Origin of the sequence: Blastococcus sp. CT_GayMR19 (assembly GCF_004570385.1) — a bacterium.
Classification (GTDB): Bacteria; Actinomycetota; Actinomycetes; order Mycobacteriales; family Geodermatophilaceae; genus Blastococcus_B.
In genome coordinates this window covers 334,719-350,413 of record NZ_SPQL01000002.1, presented here as the reverse complement: position 1 = coordinate 350,413, position 15,695 = coordinate 334,719, and the positions used below count along the sequence as shown (strand labels likewise).

The 15,695-nt window shown below is 72.1% G+C and carries 14 protein-coding genes; 9 read left to right on the top strand and 5 right to left on the bottom strand.

Annotation, left to right across the window (positions count from 1 at the left end; translation table 11 throughout):
- Window positions 1-65: 65 nt before the first annotated feature.
- Window positions 66-236 (bottom strand): CsbD family protein, encoded by a 171-nt coding sequence (locus E4P39_RS04375; RefSeq protein WP_135135142.1) that lies wholly within the window; start codon window positions 234-236, stop codon window positions 66-68.
- A gap of 377 nt (window positions 237-613) precedes the next feature.
- Here E4P39_RS04375 and E4P39_RS04370 point away from each other — a divergent pair, with 377 nt between their 5' ends.
- The 7 genes from E4P39_RS04370 (at window position 614) to E4P39_RS04340 (ending at window position 7,967) form a co-directional block, all read left to right on the top strand.
- Window positions 614-2,275 (top strand): ABC transporter substrate-binding protein, encoded by a 1,662-nt coding sequence (locus E4P39_RS04370; protein WP_209306333.1) that lies wholly within the window; start codon window positions 614-616, stop codon window positions 2,273-2,275.
- Window positions 2,276-2,416: 141 nt separating this feature from the next.
- Window positions 2,417-3,340, top strand: coding sequence for an ABC transporter permease (locus E4P39_RS04365; RefSeq protein ID WP_135135141.1), 924 nt, complete (start codon window positions 2,417-2,419; stop codon window positions 3,338-3,340).
- Complete coding sequence (locus E4P39_RS04360) at window positions 3,333-4,283, top strand: ABC transporter permease (RefSeq protein WP_135135140.1); 951 nt, start codon at window positions 3,333-3,335, stop codon at window positions 4,281-4,283. Before E4P39_RS04365 ends, E4P39_RS04360 begins: the two co-directional genes overlap by 8 nt.
- Window positions 4,280-5,332 carry an ABC transporter ATP-binding protein gene (locus E4P39_RS04355; protein ID WP_135135139.1) on the top strand — a complete coding sequence of 351 codons (1,053 nt, stop codon included), beginning with the start codon at window positions 4,280-4,282 and terminating at the stop codon, window positions 5,330-5,332. Before E4P39_RS04360 ends, E4P39_RS04355 begins: the two co-directional genes overlap by 4 nt.
- A gap of 49 nt (window positions 5,333-5,381) precedes the next feature.
- Window positions 5,382-6,410 (top strand): dipeptide ABC transporter ATP-binding protein, encoded by a 1,029-nt coding sequence (locus E4P39_RS04350; protein ID WP_245159645.1) that lies wholly within the window; start codon window positions 5,382-5,384, stop codon window positions 6,408-6,410.
- Window positions 6,411-6,603: 193 nt separating this feature from the next.
- Entirely contained in the window at window positions 6,604-7,497 is an 894-nt protein-coding gene (mshB, locus tag E4P39_RS04345; RefSeq protein ID WP_135135137.1) for an N-acetyl-1-D-myo-inositol-2-amino-2-deoxy-alpha-D-glucopyranoside deacetylase, read from the top strand.
- Window positions 7,494-7,967: a hypothetical protein gene (locus E4P39_RS04340; protein WP_245159629.1), complete on the top strand. Its 474-nt coding sequence runs from the start codon at window positions 7,494-7,496 to the stop codon at window positions 7,965-7,967. The genes mshB and E4P39_RS04340 overlap by 4 nt, the downstream gene beginning before the upstream one ends.
- On the opposite strand, the gene E4P39_RS04335 is transcribed toward E4P39_RS04340, so the two are convergent.
- Both E4P39_RS04335 and E4P39_RS04330 read right to left on the bottom strand, forming a co-directional pair.
- A complete protein-coding gene (locus tag E4P39_RS04335) occupies window positions 7,900-8,670 on the bottom strand; it encodes a GNAT family N-acetyltransferase (protein ID WP_135135136.1) in 771 nt (256 codons plus the stop codon). The genes E4P39_RS04340 and E4P39_RS04335 overlap by 68 nt on opposite strands.
- 48 nt (window positions 8,671-8,718) lie before the next feature.
- A complete protein-coding gene (locus E4P39_RS04330) occupies window positions 8,719-11,568 on the bottom strand; it encodes an EAL domain-containing protein (protein ID WP_348633807.1) in 2,850 nt (949 codons plus the stop codon).
- 208 nt (window positions 11,569-11,776) lie between these two features.
- Between E4P39_RS04330 and fdxA the strand changes: the two genes are divergently transcribed.
- Both fdxA and dapC read left to right on the top strand, forming a co-directional pair.
- On the top strand, window positions 11,777-12,103 hold the full coding sequence (gene fdxA, locus E4P39_RS22165; protein ID WP_167761576.1) for a ferredoxin: 327 nt from the start codon (window positions 11,777-11,779) through the stop codon (window positions 12,101-12,103).
- Entirely contained in the window at window positions 12,100-13,236 is a 1,137-nt protein-coding gene (gene dapC, locus E4P39_RS04320) for a succinyldiaminopimelate transaminase (protein ID WP_280790800.1), read from the top strand. Before fdxA ends, dapC begins: the two co-directional genes overlap by 4 nt.
- Before the next feature lie 4 nt (window positions 13,237-13,240).
- Here the strand turns inward: dapC and E4P39_RS04315 are convergent, their stop codons facing one another.
- Together E4P39_RS04315 and E4P39_RS22160 are read right to left on the bottom strand one after the other, a co-directional pair.
- Complete coding sequence (locus E4P39_RS04315) at window positions 13,241-13,753, bottom strand: hypothetical protein (RefSeq protein WP_135135132.1); 513 nt, start codon at window positions 13,751-13,753, stop codon at window positions 13,241-13,243.
- 208 nt (window positions 13,754-13,961) lie between these two features.
- Entirely contained in the window at window positions 13,962-15,665 is a 1,704-nt protein-coding gene (locus tag E4P39_RS22160) for a hypothetical protein (RefSeq protein WP_167761574.1), read from the bottom strand.
- Window positions 15,666-15,695: the final 30 nt, after the last annotated feature.

Sequence of the window (15,695 nt, the reverse complement as noted above, 5' to 3'; positions counted from 1 at the left end):
CCCGGACGCGACGACGGACGCCGTCCCGGGGGAGCGGCGTCCGTCGTGGTCGAGGACGGAGCGGCCTACTTGAAGACGTCCTTGATCTTCTCGCCGGCCTGCTTGATGTTGCCCGAGGCCTGGTCCGCCTGGCCCTCGGCCTGCAGGTCGCGGTCGCCCGTGGCGTCGCCGACGGCTTCCTTGCCCTTGCCGGAGAGCTCCTCGGCCTTGTTCTTCATCTTGTCGATGCCGCTCATGTGGCGCTCTCCTCTGCTGACGGTGACGTGTGCTGAGCGCCCATACCCGGAAGATCACCGATTGACACGCGCCTCATCCACCCCACCGGAAACCATCCGGCGGTTTCGGCTCAACAGCGGAAAGACGGCGGTTCTGCGGGGCCAGGTGGGGACGAAGTTGCGCCTGATCACAGATGGCGCTGGTGCAGGTCACAACTCGATGACGAGGTTGGACACCCCTCCGGCAGGGTGCCTAGGGTCCACTCGTCGTAGCAGGGAGACGGCTGTCTTCCCGGTGCGCTCAGATCGTGACCAATCAGTCGTCCGCCAGCCCTGTCATGGGCGCGGATCGACCTGTCCGTTCCCCCCGCGAACGCGGGTTGAGGGAGGCCTTGCACGTGAAGTTCAGCAAGCGCAACAGTTCGCTCGTCGCGACGGCCGTCGCCGCCGCACTGCTGATGACCGCCTGTGGCGGCAGCGACGAGGAGGGGAGCGGCGAGGGCGAAGCCGCCGAACAGGCCGGTGGCACGTTCAGCATGTACATCGGCCAGCCGGAGAACCCGCTGGTCCCGGGCAACACGAACGAGACCGAGGGTGGGCAGGTCCTCGACTCGCTGTTCACCGGTCTCGTCCAGTACGACGCCGAGACCAACGAGGCCGTCTTCAGCGGCGTGGCCGCGTCGATCGAGTCCGACGACAAGCAGACCTGGACCGTCACCCTCAACGAGGGCTGGACCTTCCACGACGGCACCGACGTCACCGCGCAGTCGTTCGTCGACGCCTGGAACTACACGGCGTACAGCCCGAACGCGCAGGGCAACTCCTACTTCTTCGCCAACGTGGCCGGCTACGGCGACCTGCAGGCGGAGACCGACGACAACGACGTCGTCATCGCGCCGCCGGTCGCCGAGCAGATGAGCGGCCTGCGGGTCGTCGACGACCTCACCTTCGAGGTCGAACTGACCTCCCCGTACGCCCAGTGGCCGACCACCGTCGGGTACACCGCGTTCTTCCCGCTGCCCGAGGCCTTCTTCGCGGACCCCGAGGGCTTCGGCGAGCAGCCGATCGGCAACGGCCCCTTCCAGGCGGACGAGCCCTTCGTTCCCGACGAGGGCATCACGCTGACCAAGTACGAGGAGTACGCCGGCGACGAGCCGGCCAACGCCGACTCGGTCAAGTACGTGGTCTACGCCGAGCAGGAGACCGCCTACACCGACCTGCAGGGCGGTCAGGTCGACATCATGGACACGCTGCCGCCGGACGCCATCGCCTCGGCGCCCGACGAGTTCGGTGACCGCTACATCGAGACGGCGCAGGGTGACATCACCTCGCTCGGCTTCCCGACCTACGACCAGCGGTTCGCCGACCCGAACGTGCGCAAGGCGTTCTCGATGGCGATCGACCGGCAGGCGATCAGCGACGCCATCTTCAACGGCACCCGCACCCCGGCGACGTCGTTCATCAGCCCGGTCGTCAAGGGTCACCGCGACGACGCCTGCGAGGTGTGCGAGCTCAACGTGGAGGAGGCCAACAGCCTGCTCGACGAGGCCGGCTTCGACCGCAGCCAGCCGGTGGACCTCTGGTTCAACGCCGGTGCCGGCCACGAGGGCTGGATGGAGGCGGTCGGCAACCAGATCCGCGAGAACCTGGACGTGGAGTTCCAGCTCCGCGGCGATCTGCAGCAGTCCGAGTTCCTGCCCCTCAAGGACGCCAAGGGCATGACCGGTCCGTTCCGCGACGCGTGGGTCATGGACTACCCGGTGGCCGAGAACTTCCTCGGCCCGCTGTACTCCTCCGCCGCGCTCCCGCCGGCCGGGTCGAACTACACCTTCTACAGCAACCCGGAGTTCGACGCGCTGCTCGTGGAGGGCAACTCGGCCTCGAACGACGAGGACGCCATCGCGGCCTACCAGGCAGCGGAGGACATCCTCCTCGAGGACTTCCCCTCGGCCCCGCTGTTCTACCGCCTGAACCAGGGGGCACACTCGGAGAACGTCGAGAACGTGATCATCGACGCCTTCGGTCGCATCGACGCCGCGGCCGTCCGGGTCGTCGGCTGACGCACTAGCAGCACCCGCACCACACCGCCGGGGGCGCCGTCCTTACCAGGACGGTCGCCCCCGGCGGCACGCGTGCCCCGCACCGGGCACGATGGAACCGGCGTCGGCCCACAAGGCCGGCGCACACACCCGAGGGGGGACATGGGCCGCTACGTAGCGCGCCGCCTGCTGCTCGCCATCCCGGTCATGATCGGCGCTTCGTTCCTCATCTTCGCGATGGTCTACGCACTCCCCGGCGACCCGATCCGGGCCCTGGGCGGAGATCGCCCGCTGTCGCCCGGGGTGGTGGCCGAGCTGCGGGCCCAGTACAACCTCAACGACCCGCTGGTCGTGCAGTACGGGAAGTACGTCGGCAACCTGCTGCAGGGCGACCTGGGCACCGACTTCCGTGGCCGCCAGGTGATCGACACGATCAGTCAGCGCCTGCCGGTCACGGCGCAGCTCACCCTGGTCGCCATCCTGTTCGAGGCCGTCATCGGGATCATCGCCGGCGTCCTCGCCGGGATCCGGCGCAACGGCTTCCTCGACAACCTCGTGCTCGTGTCGAGCACCCTCATCGTGTCCATCCCGATCCTGGTGCTCGCCTTCGTCGCGCAGTACGTCTTCGGGCTGCAGCTGGGCCTGTTCCCGATCTCGGGGCTCGGTGAGGGGTGGTACAGCTTCCTGCTGCCGGGCCTGGTGCTCGCCTCCGGCTCGCTGGCCTACGTCGCCCGCCTGACCCGCACCTCCGTGGCCGAGAACATGCGCGCGGACTACGTCCGGACGGCGAGGGCGAAGGGTCTGCCGAACCGCACCGTCGTCGTGCGGCACACGCTGCGCAACAGCCTCATCCCGGTGGTCACCTTCATCGGCGCCGACATCGGCAACCTGATGGGCGGCGCGATCGTCACCGAGTCGGTCTTCAACCTGCCCGGGGTCGGCCGGGCGATCTTCGACTCCGTGCGCCAGCAGGAGGGTGCCGTCGTCGTCGGCATCGTCACGCTGATGGTCTTCTTCTTCATCTTCTTCAACCTGGTCGTGGACGTGCTCTACGCCGTCCTCGACCCGAGGATCCGCTATGACTGACCAGCAGCAGGCCGACCGACGCCATGACGAGGTCGAGGCCGGGACGACGACCGGCCTCGCGGCGCCCTCGGTGGACGTCACCGACGCCCGGCAGAACAGCCTGTGGAGCGACGCGTGGCGCGACCTCAAGCGGAACCGGCTGTTCTGGATCGGCGCCGTCCTCGGCGTCCTCTTCCTGCTGATGGCGACGTTCCCGAGCGTCTTCGCGCGAGGAGCGGATCCGCGGGCCTGCAACCTTGCCAACAGCAAGCAGAAGCCGTCGGGCGAGCACTGGTTCGGCTTCGACCAGCAGGGCTGCGACTACCTGGCCAACGTGGTCTTCGGCGCACGGAACTCGCTCATCATCGGTGCGCTGGCCGTGCTGGTCATCCTCGTGCTGGGCGTCATCGTGGGCGCCGTCTCCGGCTTCTTCGGGGGCGTCATCGACAGCCTGCTGTCCCGGGTCACCGACATCTTCTACGCGCTGCCGCTGGTACTGGGTGCGCTGGTGATCCTGCGGACCGGCAGCCTCGGCCGCGGCGTCGTGGCGGTGGCGATCGCGCTCGCTGCGTTCGGCTGGATGACCGCGATGCGCCTGGTCCGCTCCCAGGTGATCGCGGTGAAGAGCTCGGACTACGTCGCGGCCGCCCGGGCGATGGGGGCGTCGAACGGGCGCATCCTCGTCCGGCACATCCTCCCGAACGCCGTGGCGCCGGTGCTGGTCTACGCGACCATCACCGTCGGAGTGCTCATCGCTGCCGAGGCGACGCTGACGTTCCTCGGCGTGGGACTGCAGCGCCCGGCCATCTCCTGGGGCCTGCAGATCGACGCGGGCCAGTCCCTGCTCCGGACGGCCCCGCACCTGGTGTTCTTCCCCAGCATCATCCTGACCCTGACCGTGATGGCCTTCATCATGATGGGCGACGCCCTGCGCGACGCTCTCGACCCGAGGCAGCGCTCGTGACCGCACCTGATCTCTCGTCCTACCCCGAGTCCACCGCCGTGGCCGGCGCCCCGGTGCTGCACGTCGACGACCTGCACGTCGAGTTCCGCACCCGGGAGAACGTCGTCAACGCCGTCAACGGCGTCAGCTACACCGTCTCCCACGGCGAGACCCTGGCCATCCTGGGCGAGTCCGGATCGGGCAAGTCCGTCACGGCGCAGGCGATCATGGGCATCCTCGACACGCCGCCGGCCGTGATCGGCGGCGGGGGGATCCTGTTCGAGGGCAGGAACATGCTGGCGATGTCCGACGAGGACCGGCGCCGGATCCGCGGTCCCGGCATCTCGATGATCTTCCAGGACGCGCTGTCCTCCCTGAACCCCGTGTACAGCGTCGGATTCCAGATCGGTGAGATGTTCCGCGCGCACCGGGGGACCTCCCGCAAGGAGGCCAAGCGCCTGGCCGCCGAGCTCATGGACCGGGTGCGGATCCCGGCGGCCGCGCAGCGGGTGAACGACTACCCCCACCAGTTCTCCGGCGGTATGCGGCAGCGCGTGATGATCGCGATGGCGATCGCGCTCGACCCGAAGATCCTCATCGCCGACGAGCCCACGACGGCCCTCGACGTGACCGTCCAGGCGCAGGTGATGGACCTGCTCAAGGACCTGCAGCGGGAGACCGGGATGGGCCTGGTGCTCATCACCCACGACCTCGGCGTCGTCAACGAGGTGGCCGACAACGTGGCGGTCATGTACGCGGGCCGGATCGTCGAGCGGGGCACCGTCGACGACGTCTTCACCCGGCCGGCGCACCCGTACACCGAGGGCTTGATGAAGTCCGTGCCGCAGGTCGAGGTGAAGGGTGGTCGGCTCCAGCCGATCACCGGCCAGCCACCGAACCTGGCGAAGATCCCCTCCGGCTGCCCCTTCCACCCGCGCTGCGCGCGGCGCCGGCTCGGCGCAGCGGCGCTGCCTGGTCGGGACTGCGCCGTCGACCGCCCGCCGCTGCGCCTGGTCGTCCCCGGCCGCGAGGCAGCGTGCCACTACAGCGAGGAGGTGCTCGGTGTCTGAGTTCACCGGAGCCACCGCGGCGTCCGAGGCCTCGGACGTCGGCTCCGCCCTGCCGCCGGCGCCCCCGCCCGGCGAGCCGCTGCTGGAGATCCGGGGCCTGAAGAAGCACTTCCCGCTCACGCAGGGAATCGTCTTCCGGCGCACCGTCGGTCACGTCCAGGCCGTGGACGGCGTGGACCTGACCCTGCGCCGCGGCGAGACCCTCGGCCTGGTGGGCGAGTCCGGGTGCGGGAAGTCCACCGTCTCGAAGTTGCTGGTGGCGCTGGAGAAGCCCACCGACGGATCGATCCTCTACAAGGGCCGGGACGTCGCGAAGATGGGCGGCCGCGCGCTCAAGCAGTACCGCCGCGAGGTCCAGATCATCTTCCAGGACCCGTACGCCTCGCTGAACCCGCGGATGACCGTCGGCGACATCGTCGCGGAGGGCTGGTCGGTGCACGCCGACATCGCCCCGCGCAAGGGACGGCTCAAGCGCACCCAGGAGCTGATGGACCGGGTCGGGCTCAACCCCGACTTCGTCAACCGGTACCCGCACCAGTTCTCCGGTGGCCAGCGCCAGCGCATCGGCATAGCACGGGCGCTCGCACTCCAGCCGGAGATCATCATCTGCGACGAGCCGGTGTCGGCGCTCGACGTCTCGGTCCAGGCGCAGGTGGTCAACCTGCTCGAGGACCTGCAGGACGACTTCGGCCTCTCCTACCTCTTCATCGCCCACGACCTGTCCGTGGTCCGCCACATCTCCGACCGCGTGGCTGTCATGTACCTCGGCCGCGTCGTCGAGGAGGGCACCGACGACGAGGTGTACGGCGCACCGTCCCACCCCTACACCCAGGCGCTGCTGTCCTCCGTTCCCCTCCACGAGCCGGCGCTGCGGGGGCAGAAGGACCGGATCCTCCTGCAGGGCGACGTGCCCAGCCCCGCGAACCCGCCCTCGGGCTGCCGGTTCCGCACGCGGTGCTGGAAGGCGCAGGACGTCTGCGCCGTCGAGATCCCCGCGCTGATCGACCGCGGCCAGGGTCACCCCGCCGCCTGCCACTTCGCCGAGGCGCGCCAGGTCGTCCCGGTGGAAGCCGAATAGGGGAGCCAGCCTGTTCTGTCGCGCCGAGTGGAGCCCGGAGGGCTCCGCGCAGGCGCGACGCAGCCGCTCCGCATGACAGGGGGACGGCTCCTGGCCGCGGTGCGAGCCGGAGGATCGCAGTGTCATGGCCGAGACCCTCCGGGCCGCCACTCGGCGCGACAGAGCCGTCCCCCCGTAGGGGAAGATCACTTCCGTGACTCCCTCCCGCCGCCTGCTCCTGGTCCACGCTCACCCGGACGACGAGACGATCAACAGCGGGGCGACGATGGCCCGGTACGTCGCCGAGGGCGCCTCGGTCACCCTGCTCACCTGCACGCTCGGGGAGGAGGGCGAGGTGCTCGTCCCGGAACTGGCGCAGCTGGCCGCGGACCAGGCCGACCAGCTCGGCGGCTACCGGATCTGGGAGCTGCGGGGAGCGATGGACGCCCTGGGCGTGACCGACTCCCGCTTCCTGGGTGGGCCGGGCCGCTACCGGGACTCGGGGATGATCGGGACGCCGGCGAACGAGAACCCTCGCGCGTTCTGGAACGCCGACCTCGACGAGGCGGTGGCGCACGCCGTCGACGTCGTCCGCGAGGTGCGGCCGCAGGTGCTGGTCACCTACGACGAGAACGGCGGCTACGGCCACCCCGACCACATCCAGGCCCACCGCGTCGCGATGGCGGCCGTCGAGGCCGCCGCGGACGCCGCCTACCGCCCCGAGCTCGGGAAGCCGTGGGAGGTGGCCAAGGTCTACTGGTGCTGCGTGCCGCGCACGGTCCTGCAGCACGGCATCGACGCGCTGGCCGAGGTCGGGGAGTCCTTCTTCGAGGGGGTCACCGACGCAGCCGACCTTCCCTTCGCGGTGGACGACGAGGACGTCACGGCCGCCGTGGACGGCAAGGCCCACGTCGCGCAGAAGCACGCCGCGATGCGGGCCCATCCGACCCAGATCCTCGTGGACGGCCCCTTCTTCGCGCTGTCCAACAGGCTCGGCCAGGAGGTCCTGGCGGTGGAGCACTTCCGCCTGGTCAAGGGGCAGCGCGGCCCGGCCGGGAGCAGCCCGCAGGGGTGGGAGGACGACCTGTTCGCCGGCCTGGTGCCGTGAGCGGACTCCGCGCGCGGCTGGTCCGCGGCCTGGCCGTCGCCGGGAGCGCCGTCGCCGTGGTCGTCGTCGCGGCCTGGCTGGCCGTGGTGGAGGTGTTCTGGCTGCCGCTGCGCGTCGCCGGCGTGCTGGTGCCGATCTCGGTCGTCGCGGCCGTCGTCGGCAATCTCCTGCTCGTCCGGCTGGCGCTCCGGCTGACCGGGTCGCGGCTGGTCGCGGCCCTGCCGGCCCTCACCTGGGGAGGAGTGGTGCTCGCCGCGATGGGACGCCGGCCCGAGGGTGACCTGATCCTCAGCGGCAGCGGGGCGCTCGGCGTCGTAGGCCTCGCCTTCCTGCTGCTGGGGGTGACGGCCGCGGCCGTCGCGGTCGGCGGGGCGCTCGGCAGCCCGCCGCGGCGGACGGCGGTCAGCGCGGGGCCGCCCCGGAAGCCCGCTCCGCACCCAGCCGGTAGTGGTAGCGGTGGTGCTCGGTGAACCCGAGCTGCGCGTAGAGGGCCAGCGCAGCAGCGTTGCCGCCGGCGACCTGCAGGACGCAGGAGCGCCCGCCCCGTTCCCGGGCCCAGGCGCCGAGTCCCGCCATCACCGCCGTGGCCAGTCCCCGCCTGCGGTACCGCTCGTCGACGGTGACCGCCGTGACGCAGAGCCAGCCCTCGACCAGCACGCCCCGGGCAACGGCCGCCAGGGGCCCGGGGCCGCACCGGATGGCGGCGAACACCGGGTCCTCGGCGTTGACGAGCACGTCGTGGGCCTCCGGGGGCAGCGGCGTCCCGCGGTAGCGGTAGCCGGCCAGCCAGGCGTCGTCGGGTCGCGGCGCGAGGTCGACGTCCACCGTCGGTGCCTCCCAATCGGACAGTGCCGCCGTCAGGACGAGGTTGTCGTCGTCGCGGGCCCAACCCGCGGCGGCGAACGCGCCGTCCGCCGCCTCGCTCCCGGGCAGCGGAACCTGGGCGCGGGGCCGGAGACCGCGCTCGGCGTACCAGCGCGTGACGGTGCGGACGGCGGTCGCGAGGTCCTCCGGCGGCTCACCCACGACCAGCACGGAGTTGGCGCGGCCGGTGAACCCGCCCCCGGCCCGCAGCACCCAGTCGCCGTAGGGCTCCTCCTCGAGTCCCCGCCAGCTGCGCGCGGTGAGGCGCTCGAGGTGCGCGACCCCGGGCGGGGGATGGGGTCCGGCCATGCGGGAGATCCTCGCAAGGCGCGAACGGCGCCCAGGAGACGGCGGGGGCTACGAGCGGGCGGGACGCAGCACGGATCGCTCCTGGGACGCCAGCCAGCCGAGCACGTCGTCCCCCGGCATGGGCCGGGCGATGAAGTACCCCTGGGCGTACTCACAGCCCCATCCGCGCAGGGCGTCGAGCGTCGCGGCGTCCTCCACGCCCTCCACCACCATGGTCATACCCAGGTCGCGGCTGAGCTGCAGGGTGCTGCGCACGATGGCCGCGGCCCGCTCGTCGGACGTCAGCTGCCCGACGAAGCTGCGGTCCAGCTTGAGCTCGTCGACGGGGAGCGCGCGCAGGTAGGAGAGCGAGGAGTAGCCGGTGCCGTAGTCGTCGATGGAGAGGAGGACACCGAGGGCGCGCAGCCCGGTCATGACCTGTGAACTGCGTGCCGCGTCGGCCATCAGGAGGTCCTCGGTGATCTCGAGGATGAGTGCCTCGGCCGGCACGGCGAACGCCTCGAGGAGCATCTCGACCTGCTCGGGCAGGGCGACGTCCTGGAGGTTGGAGACCGAGAGGTTCACCGCGACGGACAGGTCGTGTCCGGCCGCGCGCCAGGCCTGCAGGTCGCGCAGCGACCGCTCCAGCACCCCGAGGGCGAGGCGGCGCATCAGTCCGGCCTGCTCGGCGAGCGGCAGGAAGACGTCGGGGTAGAGGAGACCGCGCGACGGGTGGTCCCAGCGCACGAGCGCCTCGACGCCGATGACCGCGCCGGTCCGGAGGTCCAGCTTGGGCTGGTAGTGGTTGACCAGCTGGTCGGAGTCCAGGGCGTCCCGCAGCTGCTCGAGAGTCTCCAGCCGGTCGCGCGAGTCGGGAGTGCCGTCGGGCGCCCAGACCTCGAACTCGTGGCGGCCGCGCTTGGCGGCGTACATCGCGGTGTCGGCACGGGCGAGCAGCAGGGAACGGTCCCGGCCGTGGTCGGGGCAGACGGCGATGCCGATGCTGGCGTCGACGTGCAGGGACGTCCCGTCCAGGACGAAGGCGTCCCGGAGTGCGTTCCCGAGACGCGTGGCGACCTGCTGTGCGCGCGTCGTGTCGGCGTCGGGCAGCAGGACGGCGAACTCGTCGCCGCCCATCCGGGCGAGCAGGTCGCCGTCGGAGAGCGCGCCCTGGAGGCGCGGTCCGACCAGGCACAGCAGGTCGTCGCCGACGCTGTGCCCGAAGCTGTCGTTGACCTCCTTGAACCGGTCGAGGTCGATCATGAGGACGGCGCACGGCCGGTCCCCGTCGCCGTAGACCGTGGCCTCCAGGTCCTCGATGAAGCGGCGGCGGTTGGCCAGGCCGGTCAGCGGGTCCTGGTGCGCCTCGGTGGCCAGCTGGGTGAGGCGGAGCTGCTCGACCGCGCGCAGCTCCGCGTTCTGGACCACGAGGGCGCCCTCGAGGGTCACCTGGCGCACGGCCTCCCGGACCGACGGCGACCAGTGCCGGGACTCGCTGGTCGAACCGGTGACGATCAGCCCGAGGATCCGGTCGCCGGAGAGCAGCGGCACGCTGATGTAGGACTCGAGGGCCAGGTCGGCGACCAGTCGGGGATCGAGGAGATCGCTGGCCGAGGCGTCCCGGACGAAGACGGGGAGCATCTCCGCCGCTGTTCGCCGCCACAGCGGGACGTCGCTCGCCGGGCGGCCGAGGAGCTGCGCCCGGATCACCTGCTTGTGCGCCTCGGGCCAGTCCACGTGGCGGACGTCGCCGATCGTGCCGTCGTCGCCGATGAGGTAGGCAGCGCTGCGGTCGGTGCGGGCGAGCCGCTGCACCGCACGGGCCACGACCTCGGCGGCCTCCGCGACGCCGGTGGCGCCGGCACCGTCGACGAGCAGCTGCCGCACGGTCTGCGCGGTCTTGAGGGAGGTCTCGCGCGCCTGACTGGCCCGGGCCTGCTCGATCACGCCGCCGAGGTGGGCGCCGGCCGCGACGGCCAGCCGCCGCACGTCCTCGGAGAACGGCCGCACCTGGCTGCTGTCCAGGGTGAGCACCCCGGTCAGGTGCGGGGCGCGGCCGAGCGGGACGGCCAGGACCGAGACGGCGCCGAAGTTCTCGACCCACCAGGCGGACAGCAGGCCGGAGTCGCGGTCCGCGGCCATGGGCTCGCCGGTGCGGAGGACCGTCTCGGTGATGCCGAGCGGCACGGGCGCGCTGCGGAACCGCTTCAGGGTGGCCGGGTCCCGTCGTCCGTCGGCATAGGCGGCCATCCGGGGTACGAGATTGCCTGCGTCGTCGAGCAGGAAGATGCTGGCGCGCTCCACCTCGCCGAGCTCCGCGAGCTGCCGGCAGGCCGCCCCCAGGAGCTGGCGCATGGACTCCGCCTTGGCCGCGGACTCGATCAGGCCCAGCAGGACCGCCGCCTGCTCCAGACGGCGCCGGTCCGATCGCCGGGCCCAGGCCTCGGCCACCGCCGCGGCGAGCTGGGGAGCGACCGTACGGAGCAGGTGCGGGGATGCGGCCGCCGCGGGCTCGACGGTCAGGACGCCGATGACCTCGCCGTCCCGGATCAGTGGTTCGCCGTGACCGGACCGGATGCCCAGCGCGGCGCACTCCTTGTCCACCGCGCGTCGGCCGTCCGCCCGGGCGATGACGGGCCGCCGGTCGCGGATGACGGTGGACAGGAGGAAGGACTGGTCGAGGGTGATCGGCATCGTCAGCCGGGAGTGCACGGGGGGTGGTTCGCCCGACGCGCAGACCACGCGGTGGAAGGGCACCACCATCTCGGTCGAGGCCTCGTGCACCCACACCGAGATGCGGGTTGCGCCGGTGGATGCCCTCAGCCGGGTGAGCAGGTCCTCCATTGCCGCCTGGGCGTCGAAGGGCGATGGGTGGGCGCGACGTCCCGCAGCGCCAGGCCGTGCTCGTCCCTCGGACACGCGACCGAGATCGGCCCGTCAGCGGCAGTGCTTGAGCCGGGCCCCTCCGACCACCCACCCCCACCGAGGGGGAGCGGTGTCCCGAAGGCGGGGAACCCGTCGCGCCCGCCCCGTGGGGGCGCGGCATACTGGAGGCGCGAAAAATCGCCGCTGGCCAGGCGTCTCTCCGGGCCGGCGGCCACTACCCCGTCCCCGGGAGGGAACCACCGTGACCTACGTGATCACACAGGCCTGCGTCGACGTCCTCGACAAGGCGTGCATCGACGAGTGCCCGGTGGACTGCATCTACGAGGGCGACCGGATGCTCTACATCCACCCCGACGAGTGCGTCGACTGCGGTGCGTGCGAGCCGGTCTGCCCGGTGGAGGCCATCTACTACGAGGACGACGTCCCGGACAAGTGGAAGGACTTCTACAACGCCAACGTGGAGTTCTTCTCCGACCTGGGCAGCCCCGGTGGTGCCGCCAAGACCGGGAAGATCGGCAAGGACCACCCGCTGGTCGCCGCCCTGCCGCCGCAGGCGGAAGGCTCCTGACGGCTCGACCCCCGGGGGGCGCGGGTTCCGGGACCGCGCACGCGCTGCCGGACTTCCCCTGGGACTCGCTGGCCGGGGCGCGCGCCCGCGCCGCGCAGCACCCCGGCGGGGTCGTCGACCTCTCGATCGGCACGCCGGTCGACGACACTCCCGATGTCCTCAGCAGGGCGCTCGCCGCGGCAGGCAACGCACCGGGTTATCCCACCGCCCTGGGCACGCCGGCCCTCCGGACCGCGGCCGCCGCCTGGCTGCGCCGCCGCCTCGGGGTCGAGGTGGCCGATCCGCTGGGTGGTGCCGACCTGTCGCTGATCCCCACGGTGGGGTCCAAGGAACTGGTCGCGCTCCTGCCCACCCTCCTCGGCCTGTCCGGCGGCGGCACGGTGATCGTCCCCGAGGTCGCGTACCCGACCTACGAGGTGGGTGCGGTCCTGGCCGGGCTCGGGGTGCGGCGTACCGACACCCCGCCGGCCGACGCCGTGGGGGTCGTGCTCGTCTGGCTGAACTCGCCCGGGAACCCGCACGGCCGGGTGCTCTCCCACGACGAGCTGCGGGCGTGGGTGGGGTGGGGCCGGGCGCACGGCGTCCCGGTCGTCGCCGACGAGTGCTACGTGACGCTCGGCTGGGAGGCGGAGCCGCGCTCGCTGCTGCACCCGTCGATCGCGGGGGAGGACCACACGGGCCTGCTCGCGGTGCACTCGCTGTCCAAGCAGTCCACGGCTGCGGGGTACCGCGCCGGGCTCATCTCGGGCGACCCCGCTCTCGTGCGCCGCATCTGGGAGGTCCGGCGGCACCTGGGCTTGCTGGTGCCCGGTCCGGTGCAGGCGGCGATGGTGGCGGCGCTGGAGGACGACGCGCACGTGGACGCCCAGCGGGAGCGCTACCGCGCCCGCCGCGACCTGCTGGCGCCCGCGGTGCGGGCCACCGGGGCGCGGATCGACCACTCCGAGGCCGGGCTCTACCTCTGGGTCACCCGCGACGAGGACTGCTGGACGACGATCGACTGGCTGGCCGGCCTGGGGATCGTGGCTGCGCCCGGAATCTTCTACGGGCCGGCCGGGGCGCGGCACGTGCGCCTGGCGCTGACCGCGACCGACGAGCGGATCGCCGCCGCCGTGGAGCGGCTCGCCCCCTGAGCCGTCAGTAGGGCAGGCGGTGCTGGACGACCGTGCCGCAGCCCACGCGCCGGGCGGCGGTCAGGCTGACGGTCGCGCGGCGCAACGCCTCCCCGGCGGTGAGGTCGGGGGTCAGCGGGGCGAGTCCCGCCGCGGCGGACAGGCCGGGGACGCCGAGCCCCTCGACGGCGGCGACCAGTCGCTGGGCCGCGATCTCGGCGCCGGTGGCCGCGCCGGACATGACGATCACGAACTCGGCCGGTCCGGACCCGCCGAGCCAGTCCTCACCCCGCAGCGAGCGTGCGAGCAGCGCGGTCACCCGCGCGACGGTGCTCCCCGCGACGGGCCGCCCGTCGTCACGGCGCATCAGCCCGAGGACCACCAGCGTGGCGGTCGTCCCGCTCGTGGCGGGCAGCTGCTCGGCCAGGCGGACGAGCACGGCCTCGCGCGGCGGCAGCAGCGAGGGGACCTCGCCGACGGGCACGCCGGTCGCATCGGGCAGGGCCGCGACGGCGGCGGCTTCGGGGGCAGGCACCATGCCTCCCTCTTCGGCCGCTCCGGGACCCGCATTGAGCGGCGGCGCCCCGATGTCCCTCCGCCGGGGGAACGGAAGCGGGGAACGCCGCTGCTCTGCCCGGTCCGGCGACGGAGGGCGCCGCCGGTGTCGAGACCCCCGAACGACGATGCCCAGGAACGACGATGCCCCGGCCGCCTGGGCGGTCGGGGCATCGTCGGGACGGAGCCGATCAGCAGGCGTTCGCGCGCTCCTGGGCGGTGCTGGGGTTCTTGACGCACTTCTGTCCGGTGGACCGGGTGGTGCTGGTCACGATCGGCGCGCCCGGCGCCGGCGTGCTGGTGACGACGGGCTCGGCCGCCTCCCGGGTGATGCTCACGTCGGGGTCCGCCGGCGTGGTGGCCGTGGTGACGACGGAGTCGGCAGCCTCCCGGCTGGTCGTGACCTCCGGCTCGGTGGGGAGCTCCACGACGGTCACCTCGTCCGCGACGTCCTCACGGGTGACGGTCACGACCGGCTCGGCGGGGGTGACCACGACGATCGCCTCCGTCGTGGTCTCCCCACGCGTGATGGTGATGACCGGGTCGGCCGGCGTCCGCACCTCGGTCACCACGGGCGTCCCGGCGGCGGTGCTGGTGGTGACGACCGGCTCGCCCGGAAGCGTCGTCGTCGTGACGATCGGGTCGCCCGGGCGAGTGCTCGTGCTGTTCGTCGGGGAGCCGACGGGCACGAGCGCGTTGCCGGGCCGGCTGAAGGAGAACACGGCCGTGGTCGTGGTCGTCGTGATCGTCGTCTGCTGCGTGACGGTCCGCTCGAACGTCGTGGGCTGCGTCGTCGTCGTGAGCACGGTCGTGGGCTGCGTGGTCGTGGTGACCGTCTCGCGCTGCTGAGTGCTCGTGGTGATCGGCGTGACGTCGGTGCTCGTCGTGGTGACGGTCTCCCGCGGCTGGGTCGTGGTCGTCACCCGCTCGCGGGGCTGGGTGGTCGTGACCACGATCACCCGGGGCTGTGTCGTCGTGGTGACGGTCTCCCGCTGCTGGGTCGTGGTCGTCGTCGTCTCACGCCGCTGTGTGGTCGTCGTGACCGTCTGCCGGGGCTGGGTGACGGTGGTGACGACCGTGGTCGGTGTGGTCGTGGTCGTGATCTCCGAGCGCTCGCACTTCTGGACCTTGCTGCTCTTGCCGGCCGACTGGCAGTTCACCGGCGGGCCCGCCGCGCGGGTGGTCGTAGGAGTGCCGCGCCGGGTCTCGGTGGTGATGACCGGCGCGCCGTCGTTCACGGTCTCGGAGGTGCTGGTGGGCTCTCCCACGTCGTTCGTCTCGGAGGAGAACGTCGGGGTGCCGTTGTTGACCGTCTGCGACGTCACGACGGCCTCGCCGCTGTTCACGGTCTCCCGCGTGACCGTCGGCGTGCCCTTGTTCACCGTCTCGGAGGTGGCGGTCGGGTCGCCGCTGTTCCGCTCGTCCGTCTCGATCCGGGGCGTGCCGCGCTCATCGGTGACGACGACGACGGGCTCCCCCTTGTCGACCGTCTCGACGGAGTCGGTCGGTGCTCCCTCGGGAACGGGCGGCGAGTCCACGCTGGTGGACGAGCCGGACGGGGACGCCGGTCCGTCGGTGGTCTGCGGGCTGCCGGAGGGCACTGCCGGCCCGTCGGCGGTCGTGGTGACGGTGCACCGCTGGTTGTCCTGCTGGGACGTGTTGGGGGTGGTGGTACCCGGCCCGGAGAAGGTCCCTCCGGCCGCCGTGCAGATCTGCTGCCGGGTGTGCGTGATGTTGTGATCGGCGGACGCGGGCGTCACGGCGGCGACCAGCAGGAGCACCCCGGAGGAGGCGCCGACGACCAGCGAACGCCGGATGGCCCGTCCGGTCCGCGAGGCGGAACCCGTGGCCGTCAGGGGCGCCGGTAGGGCGCGCGAACGAGTGCGAGTGCGCATGAAAAGACTCCCCGTGGTGAGCTCGCAAGC